Consider the following 17,044-nt stretch of genomic DNA (forward strand, 5'->3'; position numbering starts at 1 on the left):
ATGAAAAGAGCCGCCGCGTTGCTGTTATGCATTTTTGCTTTTGCGATTTCCAGCCAAGCGCAAATTCGCAAATGGACAATCCAACTCGAAGAGCCGACAGGCATCGAACGTCGCGATAACGAAATCGTTCGCGTCGATTTAAAATTCGATTTTCAACTTTCATCCCTTGATGCCTTTCGCCTGCTTGACTTGCAAAGCCGCGAACTGCCTTTGCAAATCGCTCCTTTAGCTACCATATGTGGTGGGGGAATTTGTACGGTGCATGAGGCGAAGATAATGTTTCCTGCGTCACTGATTCCCGGCGAACGACCTGTCTATACGCTCATCTATGCGCCGCAACTCGCCGGTAAAAAACCGGTCAATCAATTTGGCGGCGAATACAAAAGCGACCTCATCGCCAGGGCAATTGCCACTTCGCGTTTTGAAATCGCCAACAGCCGTTTTCAAATCATCATCAATCTCGGCAAAAATGGAACAACACCGGCAATCGTCGAAGCCTACAACAAAACCGCTGGCAACGAGCGCATGGTCAACCTCGTTGAAACCTCTCCTGATTTAACCGAACCGTTGGCGTTCGGTGAACGAAGCGCCGGTTGGGGAACAACTCTCGGTAGGGAACAGGGGACAAACCGGGAATCGGGAATCGAAAAACGCGCGTCGGGTTTTACCGATGTTGCAATTATTGAATCGGGACCGCTGCGCGCCCGCGTGCGAATGAGCGGCGCGCGATTGGGTGACGCAAAAGAGGTTTGGGAATTTGAATGGTACGCCGGTAGCCCTGTGCTCATCTGGCGCACCCGCATAGAAAAAATCGCAAATAAAGAACAACCGACTGCCGACCACCGACTAACGGCTACCGAAAACTATGGCTTTTTCTTTTCGGCGATTTCCGCCTCGCCTTACATTCCCTTTACCCATTGGATGGTCGGCAAAGAGATTGGCTTTCCCGACGGTTGGGAAACCGATAATCCGCCACACAAGTTGATTACCCAGGGGAATCCGTTTACGAGTCAGCCGATGATTGATGATATTCCCGGCGGGCATGTGCTCTATTACAATCCGAAAGCGAATTATGGCGCGCTCAGTTTTTATGAATTGGATGGCGCGTTGAAATGGTCAGGTATCGGTGGGCGGCAATTTTATGCGACAAAAAATCTGCGCGATGAAATCACCTTAAAACAAACAGGCACTGCCGCAATCAAACGGCGCGAAGTGATGCGAACTGCCGGTTGGTCTTCGCAAATCGCTTTCGGATTTCCTGAGTGGAAAGGCACGGAGACCATTTTGAATGCCCGCGCCGATTATCGTCGTTTCGCGCAACCGCTACTCGCTCGCATAACCGACGCAGGGCAGCTTTCCGCTTTGCCAAAAATTTCCGGTGCTGAACGCGAAGCGGTTTATCGAATTGAAAACCTGGGAGCCGCGCCAAAACCTGCGCGAATCGCTACAGGTGATGAATCATCCGGCAAAAATCCGGCAGCAACAAACTCGGCTTTTTCGCTAAACGGCAACTGGCGATTGCAACACACGGAAAAGGGCGAAGGTGAAGCGCAGAAATTTTATGAAGTGAACCTCGATGATTCGCGCTGGCAAACCGTAAAGGTTCCCGGCAGCGTGCATACGCAAATTCTCAACTATCCCGCCTATTTTCGCCGCGAAGCCGAATGGATTAGTTTCAAAGAATGGTGGTATCGAAAAAGTTTTCGCCCACCTGCGGCAATGAAAGGCAAACGCCTGCGGCTGCAATTTGACGCCACCGATTATTACGCGGACATCTGGCTCAATGGAAAATTTTTAGGCAGACACGAAGGTTACATCGACCCTTATGCCTTTGAAATTTCCGACAAATTGAATTGGCAGGGCGACAATCAACTGACGGTTCGCGTATGGACGCCGGTCGATTATTACTGGCGACATCGACCTTATACAATTAAAGGTTCGTATGGCGCGGTTGACCAGAAACCCGATGACATTACCCCTCTGGGCATCACGCGCTCAGTGCGATTGATTGCCAACGATGCCGTGATGATTGATGCGGTGGTGACGCGACCAACTTTAAATAAAGATGGTTCGGCGGATTTGGATGTTGAAGTCGCGCTCGATAATCAATCAAACAACCCAGCGCAACTTGAACTCACGCTTGCGCCGCGCAATTTTACGGGCAATGAACGACTCAAAGCGACGGCGTTGATTGATGCAGACACGGATAAAATAAAAGTGCGTTTTCATCTCGCTAAACCGGAACTCTGGTGGACGTGGGATCACGGCAAAGCGAATCTCTACACCCTGACAACTCGGGTGAAACTCCTGCAAAATCGTGATCAAAGACCGCCGCTCGACTCGGAGCGCGAGTTTTCCGATGAACGCGAGCAGGCGGTTGGCATTCGTTCAATCGAACACGTCAACTGGAATTTTTATCTCAACGGGCGGCGCATGTTTATTCGCGGGACGAATTCCTATTATCTCGAACTTTTTATGTCAGAGATGACGCGGCAGAAATACGAGCGCGACCTGGCGCTTATGAAAAGCCTGAACATCAACATGATTCGCCTGCATTGCCATTTTCAAAATCCTGAGTTTTATGAATTGTGCGATGAATTGGGGATACTCGTCTGGCAGGATTATCTCGAAGCCTGGTATCCCGAAGACACCGAGTTTGCTTTAAAAGCCGCGCGCCTTTACGACCCGCACATTCGCTATGTGCAAAATCATCCCTGCATTGCTATCTGGGCGACATCGGATGAAGAGAGTCTGGAAAATTATCGCGTACTCACCAAACATTTAGCGGGACGGCTGGCGGCGCTCGATGTTGAACATCGTCCGGTGGCGCGTTCGACGGGACGTTTCGGCGATGCGCATGTTTACGAAGGCTGGTATGGCGGCACGATTTGGGAATATACCAAGACCCAAGAGAAATTCATTTCGGAACTCGGCGCAACTGCGCTGCCGAATATCGAAACCTTGAAAGAATTTTTGCCCAATCATTGGCCCATTGAAAATCATCAGGACGATTGGGTGTTTCACAAATTGCAGATATTTGAAGCCCTGCGGGCGTGGGGTAAACCCGATGGCAAGACTCTGGAAGAATATATTCCGCAAACGCAAGCCTATGTTGCGCGATTGCATCAACTGGCGATTGAACGCCTGCGGCGGCGCAAATATGATGCGGGCGGTATTCTGCATTTTCACGCCATCGATTTCTGGCATTCGGTGACGATGGCGGCGATTGATTATTTTCGTCGCCCGACGAAAAGTTACTATGCCGTGCAACGCGCCTTTCAAATGGTTTTGCCGAGCCTTGAATACGACAAAGATAAATGGCAAGTTGGCGAAGAGCTGGTTTGCGGTTTATGGATCATCAACGACCACTGGTTTTCGATACCTGAAGCGAAAATTCAATGGCGCATCATCGACGCGCAAGCCAATGTTTATGCAAACGGCGAACGCGCTTTAACCATTAGCGAAGATTCAAGCCTTAAACTCGAAGACCTCAAATGGAAAACCGAACGCGCTGGAAAGTACGAATTGCGCGCCGAAGTTTTCGATAAAGCGGGCACGCGCATTTCGGAAAATATCTACGAATTTGAAGTGCATTGATCTGCGAAAAAATCCACATACATTAATCAGAGAAGTTGGGGAATCATCCACATAAATGGGTCACATTTTGTGAAATGGTTCTGCTATCTGCCATTTCCACACTGACTGATAATGGCTTGCGAATTGCGTCAATCAACTCAGGCACGATTTTTATGATTCGATAAGGCGTGTGCCAATGCTTACCGTCAACGACGCGGATTGTTCAGAAATTACTCCCTCCAAGGGGGCAAACTCTTTGCCTCAATGCCGGCGATTTGCGCAAATCGTTGAAAGTTTTAATGAGAAAGTTGCGGCAGTTTGCAGCGACGGAATGCCAGTTTTAAATTGCCGCAAAAGAAAGGAGTGAGGTTATGAAAACCATCACAAAAACCGCAATTGCCGGTGGTACGGGATTGCTTGCCGCTTATTTTCTGTTAATTCGTCCGCAACAATCAAAATGCAAAGCTGCTTTATTAAAGAGCGAAGAAGTTCAGGAAAAATTTAACCGGCTGCCGCTTAAAGCGCATCATTTTCTGGCGGGAATTCCCATGCATAGTCTCGATTACCTTCAACTAAAAGGCGGGCGCGAAAAGCTGACCATCGCAGAAATTTACAACGCCACCGGTTTAAGCGATATGAGCAATGTCGAACTGGGATTCGGAACAAAAGCCCTGTTTGGACTGCGAACCTTGATTGGAAAAGTGATGCATTGGGACGAGGTGCCTGAACTTGTCGAAACGAATTCTTATCTGTCGCGACTTGGCGAAGCAGAACGCGCGAAATCATTGATTCCGCCGGGTGAAATCAGGGGTATCAGCCGGGTTCTGTATTGCTATGAAAACGAGATGCTTCTGGAAATTATTAATCAAACGGTGCATTGTTTCTGGCTTTTGGCTTCGGAACCGACGGCAGATGGTTATGGGCTTTACAACGCGGTTTACGTCAAACATCTGAATTGGCGCACCCCGATTTATATGACGCTCATTTCGCCGATTCTGAAAGAGGTCATTTATCCGGCAATCGACAAAAGTATGCAGCAAAACTGGGAGCGATACAGCTGAAATAGTTTGAGGGGGAGTGATGAAAAGAAGGAAATTTATTGGTCTTGTCGGCGGAGCCATTCCCGTAGCGGGCGCAACATTTTATTTGTTGAGCGATAAAAGTAACCTTTCGAGGGAGAACATAAAATCAGGTGACATCAGTAACGGAATTCTCGAATCGGATGAAAGAGAGATTTTGTTTCTCGCCTCGTTGGCTCCGAGTGGTCACAATACGCAACCGTGGTTTGTTCAATATCTTGAGCCTTACCATTGGCTTATTGGAAATGATAAAAGCCGATGGCTTCCCGCTGTTGACCCTAACCAAAGGGAAACGATTTTGTCTATCGGGGCTTTCGTTCAAAATCTGGAATACGCCGCTGCTGCCTTCGGTTATCGGTGCAATTGGAATTTATTAGCGAGGAATAATCAGGATGAACAGGTCATAAAAGTTCGACTCAACAAAACCCCAGCAAAAATTGATTTTGACATCGCAAAAATACGCAACCGCCGAACGATGCGCTCAAACTTTTTGAACGAGGTATTGAAAAACGAAGACCTTGATTACCTTGTCAACACAGAATCGGAATTCATTCACTATTTGCCAGTCACCGGCAAAGAGAGTCAATTCATCAGTGAGCAAACCATTGAAGCCAATCGTCTGCAAGCCTATCGTGACCCGGCACAACACGAGTTAGCTGAGTGGATTAGATTTTCAAGCAAAGATGCCCAGGCGTACCGCGATGGATTGACCACCGCCGGTATGGAAATTGAAGGGATATCGGGTTGGCTGGTAAGAAATTTTTATAACAAAAATGATGTGATGAAGATTGATTTCAGAGAGCGTGGTCTGGATAGAATCAGACAACAGGTCTCGAAATCGGCAGGTTGGATTCTGATTACCGCTAAAGATAATGCCGTAGAAACCCTGATTGAAACAGGAAGCAGAATGCAAAGACTTTTCCTGAACGTCAGGGATAGAAATATCGCCATTCATCCGATGACCCAGATTCTGGAAGAAGCATCAACCGGGCAAACCCTCAATCAAGCCATCGGAATAAGCGATACGATTCATTTCATCTTACGGACGGGGTATGTGAAAAATTACTTGCCACCGGTTTCGCTTCGTCGGCCTCCTGGCTGGTTTGTCAGGAAATAAAACAGGTGGTTCCAGATGCCGCAAATTAGGTAACCGTAAATCTGTGAAGGAGACAACAATGATAGTTGCACTAAAAACTTTGTTTTCTCTAGTTGTCGCAATCCACGGATTAATCCATTGGATGGGTTTTGCAAAAGCCTTCAACTTTGCTGAGATGAGTCAATTAACGCAGCCGATCTCTCGATTTCAAGGGCTGATTTGGTTACTTGCCGCCGTGCTCTTTTTACTGACCATCCCGGTTTTTCTGCTGCGGCAGAATTGGTGGTGGCTGATTGCTTTGCCCGCAATCGCAATTTCGCAGTTCATAATTATTTGTTCATGGCAGGATGCAAAATTCGGCACCATTGCCAATGTCATTGTTCTTGTTGTAATCGTGCTTAGTTGGAGTGTGAAGTTTTAACCAAACCTACTTCGCAAATCGCAAACTGCGCCAGTTGGTTTCGCTCATTTGCTCTGCCGATTGATTGAAAGCCAGCACCCGCCAGCGCAATTTGCCATCCAGGGATTTTTCTTTTAACCACGAAGGGGCGCGATAGCTGTTGATACCTGCCGGAAGCAATGCCGAATGAATCGTCTGTTCCTGCGCGTCAACCATTTCAAGGCGATAAAAAGCCGCGCCCGTCGCCTCCGCCCAAATAAACTCTAGCGCTTCATTTGAATTTTTTATTGCACCTTCACCGGGAAGCAATAAAGACAATGCGCCTTTTGTCACAACCGCTTCACCGCCGCCGATAAAATAACGCAAATAAGGCAGCGGGAAACCTGCAACCGCGCCGCTATGCACAATGCCTGTGCCTGCGCCGACCGCGGCTAAATTTGAATCGGCTTCTTTATCATCCACTGCTTCGATTCTGAGCAAAACCAGATACTGACCTTCGGCGAGATTCGGTAAATGTGATGCATCTGGTCCCGGTAAAATATATTTTCCAACCGGCGGCAGGAAAACATTAAAGGTGGCAAGTTGCGTATAGCGTCGCTGTTTGCCGCGTTCTTCTACAGGCAAAGTCGCTTCGGTGAGCAGGTCGCGATTATCGGGAATCTCTTCACCGGGTTTGACAACCTCCCAACGACCTTTGAGCCGTCCTGTGCCGTTGTAAGCGATTTGAGCCTGTATTTTCGGGGCTTTTTCACCGCTTTTTAAAAACGCTATCGGCTTGTCGGAATCAAAAACGAGTTTGACATCGGTCAAAGCAAACGGGCTGCGCGCCCCGCCCCCGGTCATGCGACAAGTCACCACGACATATTGATCGGGGCGTCCGGCGGTCAGGCTCACAAACCTGCGAACATAAAAAAACACCGAATCATTACCGGCAGCAGCATTTTGATAGGCGCGGTGTGACACCGATGTCGGAATCGTCATGATGTCCGTGTAAGAATCGTTGGCGCTCAAAGTCGATTGATTGTAACGCACAGGCAAACACCCATAGACGGTTGCCGGATTGGGTTTGAACCCAAGGTCGGGCGCGGCAGCAATGAGTTCGCTGCTCCAACAGGCTTCAACCGGACGATAGCCCTGCAAATTGCCGAAGGTTAAAAACACTGTGGTCGGCGCGTGGGCATTGACATTGACGCCCGTGGGATTGACTTTGATGGTTTGCGCCAAAGTGGTTTGGTGAATTGTGAGCATTGAGAAAAATACAAGCGTGTAAAGAAAATATTTTTTCATTGCTGCCTCCTAAAAGAATGTGAAACTCAAGCCGGTGTTGAGGGTTTCGATTTTCGTCAGGTTGTTAAATCCAAACACGCGGTCAAAGGCGCTGGCATAACGATTGGCATAGCGAATAAAAAATTGCCCCTGCACTTTGCGATAACGGCTCTTTTCGGAAATGAACCGGTAAGCCATTTGTAAATCGAATTCCGCATTGCGATTGCGACTGGTTTGCGCAAGGTCGCCCGCGCCGCTTCCCGAAATATTTGCCGTAAATGTCAGGCTGTTGGTGACGCGCCAGTTGATTGCCGAAGTCAGTCGCAAGGTGCGGTCGGTGCGGTTGGCTTCAACATTAGTGGCGCGCTCAAAATTCAAATCGAAAGTTAAATCAACTCTGCCAAGTGAAGGCAGCCCCAATAAAAAGCCGTTCACCAGATTTTTTAAATCGGCGCGCTCACGACCCGGTTGGCGATTGTCTTGAAACGAACGATTAAAGCGATAGCCGAAACGCAGGGATTTCGCCTGCCACTCAGCAGTGAAATTTTGATTTGAGCTGAGTTGATTGGGAATTTGACTGGGGCTGTCAAAGCCTGCGCTGATTGGGGAATTTCCGCCGAATTGCTGCACGCGGTCAAAGGTGTAACCGAGGCGCGGCAACCACGCAGAAGGTTTATCGGGTTTGCCGATAAACGACGCCAGCGGCATGCCGATGACCAATGCGTTGCGCCGCGTGAGCGTCGTTAGTACCGATGGAATATTGGCGAGGTTATCGTTGAAACGTTGGTGGGTCACTACCGCATTTAATTCGCCGATTGTGCCAACCAATTCATATTGATTTTGCAAACGGTCGGCTTGGGTGAACGTGGCAACGCTGCGGAAAAGTGGCGCGACGCGCTCGTGTTTGAGATTAAAGATAAGCGAAGCTTGTTTGCTTTCGCTGAGTTTGCGGTTTTGCAATATGGCGTAACTTGCATCGATGTATTCGGCATTGCGCGCGGTTGATTGCACCGGTACGACAGCGCGGTCTTGATTGAGTAGATTGTCTGCCGGATTGGTAAAGCGGCTGCGGGCGAATCCGCCATCGAGTTTAAAGCGTTGCGCCGGGTCGCTGGCAATGACGCGAAAGCTCAAGCCTTTGCTCTGTTCGGCATCGGTTACATTGCCTTGATTGAAATTGCTCACAGGAAGCAGTGAACCGTGAAGAATGCCGGTTTCAACGCGAAAGCCGCCGGGTCGTTTGGGCGCGAGTTCAATGCCGAGCGTGCCGGTGATGATTTGATGTTTGCGATTCGTAAGTCCTAAGAAATTGGCAAAGCCGACAATGCTTGAGCCGTTCATTGCCGCCACCGAAAAATCAGCTTTGGAAGTAATTGGAATGGTTAGTGTAATGCCGCGACTTGAAAAACTGTTAATCAAATGGCGGTTGGTTCCAAATGCGATATGTCCGACCTGCGCTTTCATTTTGCCGACATTGAATTGCATCAGGTAGCTTGCGAGGTCAAAGCGCGGGGCTTCATTGCCCAGTTGAGCGAAGCGCAGAGCTTCCTGTTGGAAACTCGAACCTGCAACATCAAACTGGCTCTGGTAGCCGGTTTCGCCGTTTGTCATTTCGGATTTGAAAGAACCCTGGATGATGAAGTCGGTGAACTGAGAACGCGCTGGCGCATTGGTGTCGGGAAAGTGAAACTCCTGTAGTTGAGATTTAATCCCAACCGTTAAGGCAGGCGTGATGCCGACTTTTTCGACAAATCGCTTCTTCTTACTATTGGCGCTTTGCCCCGCATCCGCAGTTTCCACAGGTGCAGCGGACGGTTGCAGTTGTGTTTGTTGATTCGGTTCCGCAATTTTCAAAGTGAATTGTCCAATGGTTTTCCACTCGTTGGTTGCAGATACCAGGTAAACCGTAATCGCATTTTCGCCCACAGGAAGTTGCACCAGTTTAGGCGTGAAAGTGAATCTCTGCTCTGTGGCAACAAAAAAAGCGGTCATATCGGTTTTGCCGATAATCACTGCAAGGCGACCCTCCGCAGTGGTGAGCGGGCGATTTAACCGAAAGCTGATGGCTTCGGTTTTTAAGACCATCGGTTTATCCGCGAAATCGGCGGTGATAGCAATATCCTGAGCATAAATTTTCATCAACCAGCCGAGTAAACCCGAAAGCAGAACGATTTCGATGGTCAGCGCGGTCAGTTTGATTCGCCTGATTTTTTTCTTGGTTGAGATTTTTTTGCACATCATCAAGCCCTCACTTGTTGCGCCGCGGCGCAGTTAAAGACCGGAAGGAATAAAAAACGACCTTTGAAAAGTGTGTGAATGAATGTTGCGTCTGAAAATCTCGGTTAAAGACTCGGCGTGAAAATAATTTTCAGACGACCTTTGATCTTTTGCTGGTTATCGTTTTGCACTCTGACCAGCCAGCGAATGCCGCTGTCCAATTCCTGTGAGGTAGCCAGGTGTTCGATTCGTAAAGGGCTTGCGCCTTGTTTGCGGGCAATGGTTCGCGAACTGCTTGAATGGATAAGGCTGAAGGTGAGCGGTACACTGGCGCTGGCATTGCTATCGGATTCCCATTCGATTTCCACAATGACGCGCCCCGGAGCGATCAGGTTGAAAGGGATTTCCTGAGCGTTGCCGGAATCCGTCAGCGTGAATTGAGTATCTACAAAAGTGCGTGTGGCAGCCGGTATGGTGATTCGCAATTTTCCGTTTAATTCCTGAGCGTTCGTTGGTGTTGCACGAGAAAGTTTGATTGCCCATTTGGCAGCGCGCCGCGCATTGAATGAATCGACTTCCGGTTCACTGGCGCGATATTCCAGGCGCAAGCTGTTGTTGGCTTCGGCGACGGCTGCCTGACTGCCATCCGGTCTTGTCAGCGTGAGTTTGAGAGACACCAGAGCCGCTTGTTGATGAGGATTTTTCCAATTGGCGTCGACGATGATTTTGCCGCCACTGAGCACCGGAAACTGGGCGGTGAACTCGCTTCGGGCATCCGGCGATAATGCGAAAGGGAATTCGAGAATGCGAGTGTTCGCCAGCGCCGTCTGTAAGTTGATGGATGTCGGCAAGAGTAAAAGCGTCGTCGCAACAAGTATCCTGGTCAGCAAGCTTTTCATGGCTTTCCTCTCTTAGCGTTCGGGTGTTTCGGTTGAAAGTTTCAACAGGGAAATTGCAAGAGCAACGTCAAACGGAAGCGCGTTGCTCTCGCAAAAACTTGTTTAGTTGCAATCGGGCGTAAAGGTGACTTTCGGGTCAATGTTCATGGTGTCATCGTTGGTGTTGTTGGTAATTTTCAATTTCCATTGTCCCGGTTTGCAGGTTGGCACATTGTAAATCAGTCGCAATTTTGGTGTCTTATCGGCGCGAATTTCATTAGTGGAGTAGGCGATTTGATAAGCGACACTGGAGTTGGTTGAGGGATCAATCAAATCAAATCTCAACCTGACCGGAAGCGGGCCAGGCATCGGGCCAATCGCATGATTCCAGTTAGCGGTGATGACGATTTTGCCCTGTTTCAATCCTGATGAACCGCCAAGATTTTTAATCACCGAGTTGCCTTTATTGAGCGAAATCAATCCGCCTTCAACATTGAGGCTCGAAGAACTGCTGCTGTAGTTCAGGGTGATGTTTCCGGTTACGGCATTTTCCGGCGCGCCGGGTGCGCGACGAACTCTGACTCTCCAGGGGTTGGAACAAGGTTGATTGCTGGCGGCACCGGCTAAACTGATAGTCTTTTCCGGGATGGTCACAGTAACGGTTTTGGTATCGACGACGGGACCTTCCTGACCTTGGGAAGCGCCCGGCTGGCGAAGTTCGATGAGCACCGGAACATCATTTTGGGTGCCGGGGTCGCCGAGTCGTTTTAATCTCACGGAGACGGTGACGCCTTGACCGCAGGGCACAGAAAAGGTTCTGAAATGGGAAGTGCTTTGTCCGGTTCCGGGACCAACTTCAAAAGCTTTGGTGGTGGTTTCAGCGGCGGCTTTCGGGGTCAGTGCGCCAAAGAGACTGAATACGGTCAGTGCCATTACGGTTGCCAGGGTGCTGGCGATGCTTTTTTTCGCTAAATTGATTTTCATTTGGTTTCTCCTTTTTCAGATACGCTTGGTGAATTGCTAAAGCATATCGGGTTTCAATTAATTTTTATTGAAGGCTGTTTCTTGCGCCTTCAATCCATACTGGCGGGTTTGAAAAAAACATTTCAGGTTTTTTGAAGGGAAGGAAATTTTTTTAAGAGCGTGAGAAATAGTCATCCAATAACCCTTCGGAGCAATGGCATGAAGTTAAGCGGCGCGGAGGTAACGCAGGTTGCCTAACCTGCGGCGGTCTTGGTCGAAGACCCCTTGAAATTTCGAGGATGGACTTTTCTAAATCGGCGCAGACTCGACCGTCTGCGCTACCGTTTTCCTTAACTTCATGCCCTTGCCTGAAAGGGCGCAATTCAATGTACAAATTCAACAGGCGATGCGGAGTTGATGTTATCTTCAATCCACATCGCCTGTTGAATGGATGTTTTAAATTGTTTCAGTACCTGTTGCCGGTTTTATTGCTTTTCGGTTTTGAAGTAATAAAAACCTGCGTCTTGAAATTTGCCCTTTCCGACGGCGCGTTTTAAGGTCAATTCATATTCGCCATTCGTGAAAATTGCAGCGGGCACGACGAGGTTCACCGCTTTACCCCAACTCGCTGAACTTGCCGCCAGCGCGTCTTTGCTCCACACCAGTGCGCCGCCGAAGGTTTTCACTTCAACACGGTATAAGCCTTTGCCATCGTCGCTTCCCAAATCGAGTTGCAGTTGAATGTGGCGGGCATTGCGCGGCAGCCGCAGCCGTTGCGGTTCATCGCTTTCATCGCGGGTTCTGCCGGATTCGAGCGCAAAAGAAATTACCGAATCGGCAATGCCGGTTTCACTTGCCGGACGAGTTTGCAGGGTTTTCTGTAAACGCTCTTTTTCAGCCTGCAACTCGGCGCGCTCTTTTTCCAATGCCTCACGGGTTTGCTGTTCGCGTTGTAGCTGTTCGTTCAATTGCTGATTGCGGTCTTGCAAATCATTGGATTGTTTTTTGGTCGCTTGATAATCCTGTTCTATTTGACGTTGTCGGGCTTGGGCAATGTCAACCTGTGATTTGAGTCGCGAGGTTTGTGACCAAAGCCAAACTCCTGCCACGGCAAACAGCAGCATTGCCGCTGCCATTGCTGTTTGCAAAACCAGGGCGCGCCCGCTGAGTAATCCGATTAAGCTTTGCCAAAACGATGGGCGTTCTTCTTGGCTTGAGCGATGCGCAACCGGAAGTGTTGCGGCTTCAGTGGCATTCACGGCTTCCGCCATCAAGGCTTTGACGACGGCGACCTTTTCGCGACGGGTTGAAGATTTATCGAGTTGCGCTTCAAATAATTTTCGCTCACGCGAACTTAAAGCGCCGCGCAAATAGTTGTAAATGAGTTCATCTTCGGCGATCAGTAAATTTTGATAAAACTCATCATCTTTAAAAAAGCGTTCTTCGATTTCCAGCCGTTCGGTTTCGGATAATTCGCCGAGCAGGTATTGATTGATTAATTTTTCCTGATTTTTCAGTGTCATTTTCGTTCCAATCGGTAAAGATTGCCTCCACGATTGCGCCCCGCAATCATCTGTTTTTGACAATGGGTAATGCATTTTTCGAGTTTTTCGCGCACTCTGAGGGCGCGAATCCGTAAAGCATTCAGGGGCAATTTTAATCGCTCTGCAAGCCGTTTGCGGTTTTCGATCTTCGCGCCTTTCTCTTGGGTGTAATAAGCCAAAATCATGTCGCGATTTTCCTCTGTGAGATTTTGCAAACACTGTTTCAAACAGGCGATGCGGATTTGTGCGTCTTCATCTTCATCACGGTTTTCTTCAACCGGTGGCGGCAATTCATTCAATGCAGCGTTGTGTTTTTCACGCTCTTTTAAAAGTTCAAGGGTGAGCATTCGCGCGACGCCGAAAACATAGGTTGAAACGTCGCGAATCTCGTCGCCGTGATCGATTTTGCGAACCACACGGTTGATGGTTTCATCCGCATGGTCTTCGGCAAAATGAAAACCGCGCCAGGCAAAAAAACTGATGAGTTTGCTGCGCACCCGTTCGTAAGCTTCGCCGGCGAGCACTCTATCGGCATCGAGGCAAACCAGAAATTTATCGAACGCTTCCTGCGTAATCGTCCACCCGACTCTGTTTAAGGCTGCGTCTTCCATAGAGAATTTCTCTTTTGCGTACTCAATCAGTTGTCTTGCAAATCCACATTGAAATTTCCGCGCGAAAACTGTCGGCTTACCGCCATTCACCCTGCAAGGTAAAAGCCGCCCAGTAATAGGGGGCTTTTTTCGCCTTAATCATTTCCACCTGCGCGGCTCTCAAGGCGGCGGCAGTGGTCAATTGGTTACCGAGATAGGCTTTATAAAATTGTTTCATCAACTCAGCGGTGGCGCGGTCTTCGACGCTCCAGAGACTGGCGACGACGCTTCGCGCTCCCGCATACATAAAGCCGCGCGTCAACCCGATGAGACCTTCGCCTTTCACGTCTTTACCGAGCGCCGTTTTACAACCGCTCAAGACGACGAGGTCGGCGTTTAATTGCAAATTGTAAATTTCGTGCAAGCGCAAAAAACCATCCACAGATTTGCCCGCTTCGTCGGTTAAAGATAAAACGATGCCCGATAGTTCCGGCGTTTTGCCGTTTAACAACGCATGCGTTGCAAAATGGATGATGCGATATTGCGTCAACGATTCACTCAAGGCGAGCGGTTTATTTGCCGCAAAATCGAGCGCGGCGAGTCGTTGACTCTGCGGCACGACTTCAATAATCGCTTCGGCTTCCTGGCGGCTCGACGGCAGGCGATAAAAATTGCTCAAGCCTGCGTCATTGCCTGACCGTAGAGCGAGCGTATTGGTGAGCGTCTCCGCCGAGGCTTTTTTGGCTGCCAGTTGTTTGACCCGCATATCTTCGGTTGAAAAAACCGGGTCAGCAAAAATCGCCAGAGTTTTTCGCGTTGCCGTTGTCTCTGCGCTGTCGCGTCGCATGGCGGTGAGTACCGATGACGAAGGCAAAGTGACGATTTCATTTTCGACAATCAACGGGTTTTGACTTGTTGGTTTCGGTAACGCCGCAAACGGCAGATACTGTAGCCAGCCTTCGCCAACAATCAGCAGACGTTTGTTGGCGAAAAGCGATGCAGCGGGCGCTAAAATCATTCGGCTCAACTCTGCCGCTTCTTTGCGAAACGCTTCGTCGGCGAGTTTCACGCGCATCAGTTTTTGTTCAATCGATTCATTCGCGATATTGCGATTTCTGGCGGTCAGCAGTTCATAAATCCGTTTGGCTTTGCTCTCGATTTCAAAGCGCGATGGTAAGGTGAAACTTCTGATTGAATTCGTCGTCACCGCCCACAGGTAACTGCGGTCTTTGCCGAGACTGTATTCCAACAGCAATGTGTCTTTATCCAATACCTGTTGTTGAATCTCTGCAAGCGTCAACGGTTGGGGTTGCATCATCGCCGCATAACGCGGATTGGTGGCGCGGATTTTAGCGCGCACTTCCTGAAAATCGCCTAACAGTTGTCGGAGTTCTTTTTCAACGATTTCAACTTGCGTGTTGGTGTGTTTCCCTGCAAGCAGGCGTATGCGGTATTGCTCTTTGGCATTGAGTTCTTTTTGAATCGCGGCGCGGCGAGTGATGAGCGTCGCATCAACCCCTTGGGTGAACTGCACACGCGCTTCCGTGAGCATATCCAACAGCCCGCGCGCTTTGCCGCGTTCACTGGTTTGTAGCGCCGCCGCTTGATAATTATTCGCGGGTTCTGCCGTGTGCATCTGCATCAGGATGTCGGTCAGGGTTTCGTAAAATTCGCGTTTCGATGAGAAGAAAGCCGTTTGTATATCCTGATTGTTGATGCGACTGCGCACCGATTCGATGATTTCAATTGCCGATTCCATCGCCAAACGCGCGGCGCTCAGATTGCCCAGGCTTCGTTCAACCTCGGCGATGCCTTTCAGGGTGAACGCTTCATCGGTTCGGCTTTTTATGGTTTGTTGGATCGTGAGCGCCTGACGCAACGTTTTTAACGCCTCGTCAGGTTTGCCCTGCGCGGCATAAATCAGCCCGAGATTGGCGAGCGCCTTGGCATCACCGAGCGCATCCTGCGAGGCGACCGACAATTGATGAGCTTTATCAAACGCTTCTTGAGCTTTTTGATAATCATTCATTTGCAGGTAAATCAGACCGAGATTGTTTAAGGCGATGATTTCCAAACGGCGGTCAATGACGGTTGCGTAAATGTCGAGCGCCTGCTGGCAACTCTGCAATGCCTGTTGATACTGTCCTGCCTCTTTATAGACGACCGCAAGATTATTGAAGATGGCAGCTTCCAACCGGCGGTCATTGACTTTTCTGGCAAGCGGCAATGCCTGTTGCAGATATTCTTCGGTTTTGGCGTAGTCGCTTGACGCGCCATAGGCTTGTCCCAGAGCGTTGACGGTATTGGCTTCACCTCTTACATCCCCGGCAGCGCGACGAATCGCCAGCGCCTGTTCGAGACTTGTAAAGGCTTTTTCGATTTCGCCGATTTGCAGATAGACGCCGCCGAGATTATGCAGCAATGAGGATTCCTGAAGTTTTGCGCCCAATTGATGAAGCAGGGCGATTGCTTGCAGGTAGTAATCGACGCTTTTTGGCGCGTCGCCCTGAAAAGCGTACAGGTTGCCGATGCTGTTCAAAATTCCGGCTTCAATCATGCGATTTGAGGTTGAGCGAATCAAAGGCAGCGAGAGATTCAAATGCTCCAGGGCGTTTGCGCTATCGCCGAGCAGACGATAAACGATGGAAATCATTTGATGGGTTGAGGCTTGCGCCTGCGCGTCGCCAAGTTCCCGTGCGAGCGCAAGGTATTGTTGATATTTTTCCAATGCATTGCCGAGGCTTGCAGCATCGCCTTTAACGCGCAATCGTTCGGCTTCTTCGTAGAGACGTTCGGCGGTAACGAATTTCAGGTCGGTAGCGGTTGCCGGATGAATGTCTGCGACCGTGATTTCAAAAGCGCCCTTTGCGCTTGCCCCTTTGGCAGTGCGGATTTCCAGTTGATAAACCCCTGCGGTTTGGGTGACCACAGCGATGCGTTCGACTTCGACCAAGCCGGCGGCGACATCGGATTGCAACACGACGTTGCCTTGCGGGTCGCGCAGGGTGACGACCAAATCAATTTTTAATTGTTTGACGGTGACGCGCAGATATTGATTGGCTTCAAGCGGCAGACGATAGGCATAAATTTCATTTTCGGCAATATCGTGTTTGACGACCGCGCCGTTTTCCAGGGTTCCCAACTCCTGAACCGATTGCTGCGGTAAGAGCAAGAAGAAAAGCAAGGTGATGATGGTTATTTTCATTCGTACCTCCGCATGAAAATTTGCAATGCCGGACAAATCAAATCGCGGATCAATCAAAACCTTTATTTAACCAGAGGGAGGTTTTTCATTTTGCATTGAAAATACGCTCCTACATTCTTATCTGGCAACTTCTGAAAAAACATTTCAGATTTTTTTGGTTCAGAGAAATTTTAATTTTTACCGATTGGCTTTGCGCCTTTTGATTCCCAAAGGGTAGTCTTCGCCTGTTG

General features: G+C 49.3%; 11 protein-coding genes. 4 read left to right on the top strand and 7 right to left on the bottom strand.

Annotated features, from left to right (window positions below; all coding sequences use genetic code 11):
• The 4 genes from AB1757_01555 to AB1757_01570 all read left to right on the top strand — a co-directional run bounded on the left by AB1757_01555 (position 1) and on the right by AB1757_01570 (position 6,172).
• The gene (locus tag AB1757_01555) at positions 1-3,597 is read left to right on the top strand and encodes a sugar-binding domain-containing protein (protein ID MEW6125722.1); all 3,597 of its coding nucleotides are present in this window, start codon (positions 1-3) and stop codon (positions 3,595-3,597) included.
• A gap of 350 nt (positions 3,598-3,947) precedes the next feature.
• Positions 3,948-4,637 (top strand): DUF2867 domain-containing protein, encoded by a 690-nt coding sequence (locus AB1757_01560; GenBank protein MEW6125723.1) that lies wholly within the window; start codon positions 3,948-3,950, stop codon positions 4,635-4,637.
• A gap of 19 nt (positions 4,638-4,656) precedes the next feature.
• Positions 4,657-5,772: a nitroreductase gene (locus AB1757_01565; GenBank protein ID MEW6125724.1), complete on the top strand. Its 1,116-nt coding sequence runs from the start codon at positions 4,657-4,659 to the stop codon at positions 5,770-5,772.
• Positions 5,773-5,830: 58 nt separating this feature from the next.
• Complete coding sequence (locus AB1757_01570) at positions 5,831-6,172, top strand: hypothetical protein (GenBank protein MEW6125725.1); 342 nt, start codon at positions 5,831-5,833, stop codon at positions 6,170-6,172.
• A 6-nt stretch (positions 6,173-6,178) separates the two neighbouring features.
• Here the strand turns inward: AB1757_01570 and AB1757_01575 are convergent, their stop codons facing one another.
• The 7 genes from AB1757_01575 to AB1757_01605 form a co-directional block, all read right to left on the bottom strand.
• Positions 6,179-7,438 carry a hypothetical protein gene (locus AB1757_01575; GenBank protein MEW6125726.1) on the bottom strand — a complete coding sequence of 420 codons (1,260 nt, stop codon included), beginning with the start codon at positions 7,436-7,438 and terminating at the stop codon, positions 6,179-6,181.
• 9 nt (positions 7,439-7,447) lie between these two features.
• Positions 7,448-9,658 carry a hypothetical protein gene (locus tag AB1757_01580; protein MEW6125727.1) on the bottom strand — a complete coding sequence of 737 codons (2,211 nt, stop codon included), beginning with the start codon at positions 9,656-9,658 and terminating at the stop codon, positions 7,448-7,450.
• A gap of 101 nt (positions 9,659-9,759) precedes the next feature.
• Positions 9,760-10,533 carry a hypothetical protein gene (locus AB1757_01585; GenBank protein MEW6125728.1) on the bottom strand — a complete coding sequence of 258 codons (774 nt, stop codon included), beginning with the start codon at positions 10,531-10,533 and terminating at the stop codon, positions 9,760-9,762.
• Positions 10,534-10,635: 102 nt separating this feature from the next.
• Complete coding sequence (locus tag AB1757_01590) at positions 10,636-11,496, bottom strand: hypothetical protein (protein ID MEW6125729.1); 861 nt, start codon at positions 11,494-11,496, stop codon at positions 10,636-10,638.
• Between the two features lie 464 nt (positions 11,497-11,960).
• On the bottom strand, positions 11,961-12,998 hold the full coding sequence (locus AB1757_01595; protein MEW6125730.1) for a hypothetical protein: 1,038 nt from the start codon (positions 12,996-12,998) through the stop codon (positions 11,961-11,963).
• A complete protein-coding gene (locus AB1757_01600) occupies positions 12,995-13,630 on the bottom strand; it encodes a sigma-70 family RNA polymerase sigma factor (GenBank protein ID MEW6125731.1) in 636 nt (211 codons plus the stop codon). The genes AB1757_01595 and AB1757_01600 overlap by 4 nt, the downstream gene beginning before the upstream one ends.
• A gap of 76 nt (positions 13,631-13,706) precedes the next feature.
• The gene (locus AB1757_01605) at positions 13,707-16,814 is read right to left on the bottom strand and encodes a CHAT domain-containing tetratricopeptide repeat protein (protein ID MEW6125732.1); all 3,108 of its coding nucleotides are present in this window, start codon (positions 16,812-16,814) and stop codon (positions 13,707-13,709) included.
• Positions 16,815-17,044: the final 230 nt, after the last annotated feature.

The organism is Acidobacteriota bacterium, assembly GCA_040754075.1.
Lineage (GTDB): Bacteria > Acidobacteriota > Blastocatellia > UBA7656 > UBA7656 > JBFMDH01.

What these genes read in the sequence shown, in the direction of transcription:
- AB1757_01605 (MEW6125732.1), bottom strand. Translation starts at nt 16,814, where the DNA reads ATGAAAATAACCATCATCACCTTGCTTTTCTTCTTGCTCTTACCGCAG.
- AB1757_01585 (MEW6125728.1), bottom strand. Translation starts at nt 10,533, where the DNA reads ATGAAAAGCTTGCTGACCAGGATACTTGTTGCGACGACGCTTTTACTC.
- AB1757_01560 (MEW6125723.1), top strand. Translation starts at nt 3,948, where the DNA reads ATGAAAACCATCACAAAAACCGCAATTGCCGGTGGTACGGGATTGCTT.
- AB1757_01595 (MEW6125730.1), bottom strand. Translation starts at nt 12,998, where the DNA reads ATGACACTGAAAAATCAGGAAAAATTAATCAATCAATACCTGCTCGGC.
- AB1757_01600 (MEW6125731.1), bottom strand. Translation starts at nt 13,630, where the DNA reads ATGGAAGACGCAGCCTTAAACAGAGTCGGGTGGACGATTACGCAGGAA.
- AB1757_01580 (MEW6125727.1), bottom strand. Translation starts at nt 9,658, where the DNA reads ATGATGTGCAAAAAAATCTCAACCAAGAAAAAAATCAGGCGAATCAAA.
- AB1757_01590 (MEW6125729.1), bottom strand. Translation starts at nt 11,496, where the DNA reads ATGAAAATCAATTTAGCGAAAAAAAGCATCGCCAGCACCCTGGCAACC.
- AB1757_01575 (MEW6125726.1), bottom strand. Translation starts at nt 7,438, where the DNA reads ATGAAAAAATATTTTCTTTACACGCTTGTATTTTTCTCAATGCTCACA.
- AB1757_01555 (MEW6125722.1), top strand. Translation starts at nt 1, where the DNA reads ATGAAAAGAGCCGCCGCGTTGCTGTTATGCATTTTTGCTTTTGCGATT.
- AB1757_01570 (MEW6125725.1), top strand. Translation starts at nt 5,831, where the DNA reads ATGATAGTTGCACTAAAAACTTTGTTTTCTCTAGTTGTCGCAATCCAC.
- AB1757_01565 (MEW6125724.1), top strand. Translation starts at nt 4,657, where the DNA reads ATGAAAAGAAGGAAATTTATTGGTCTTGTCGGCGGAGCCATTCCCGTA.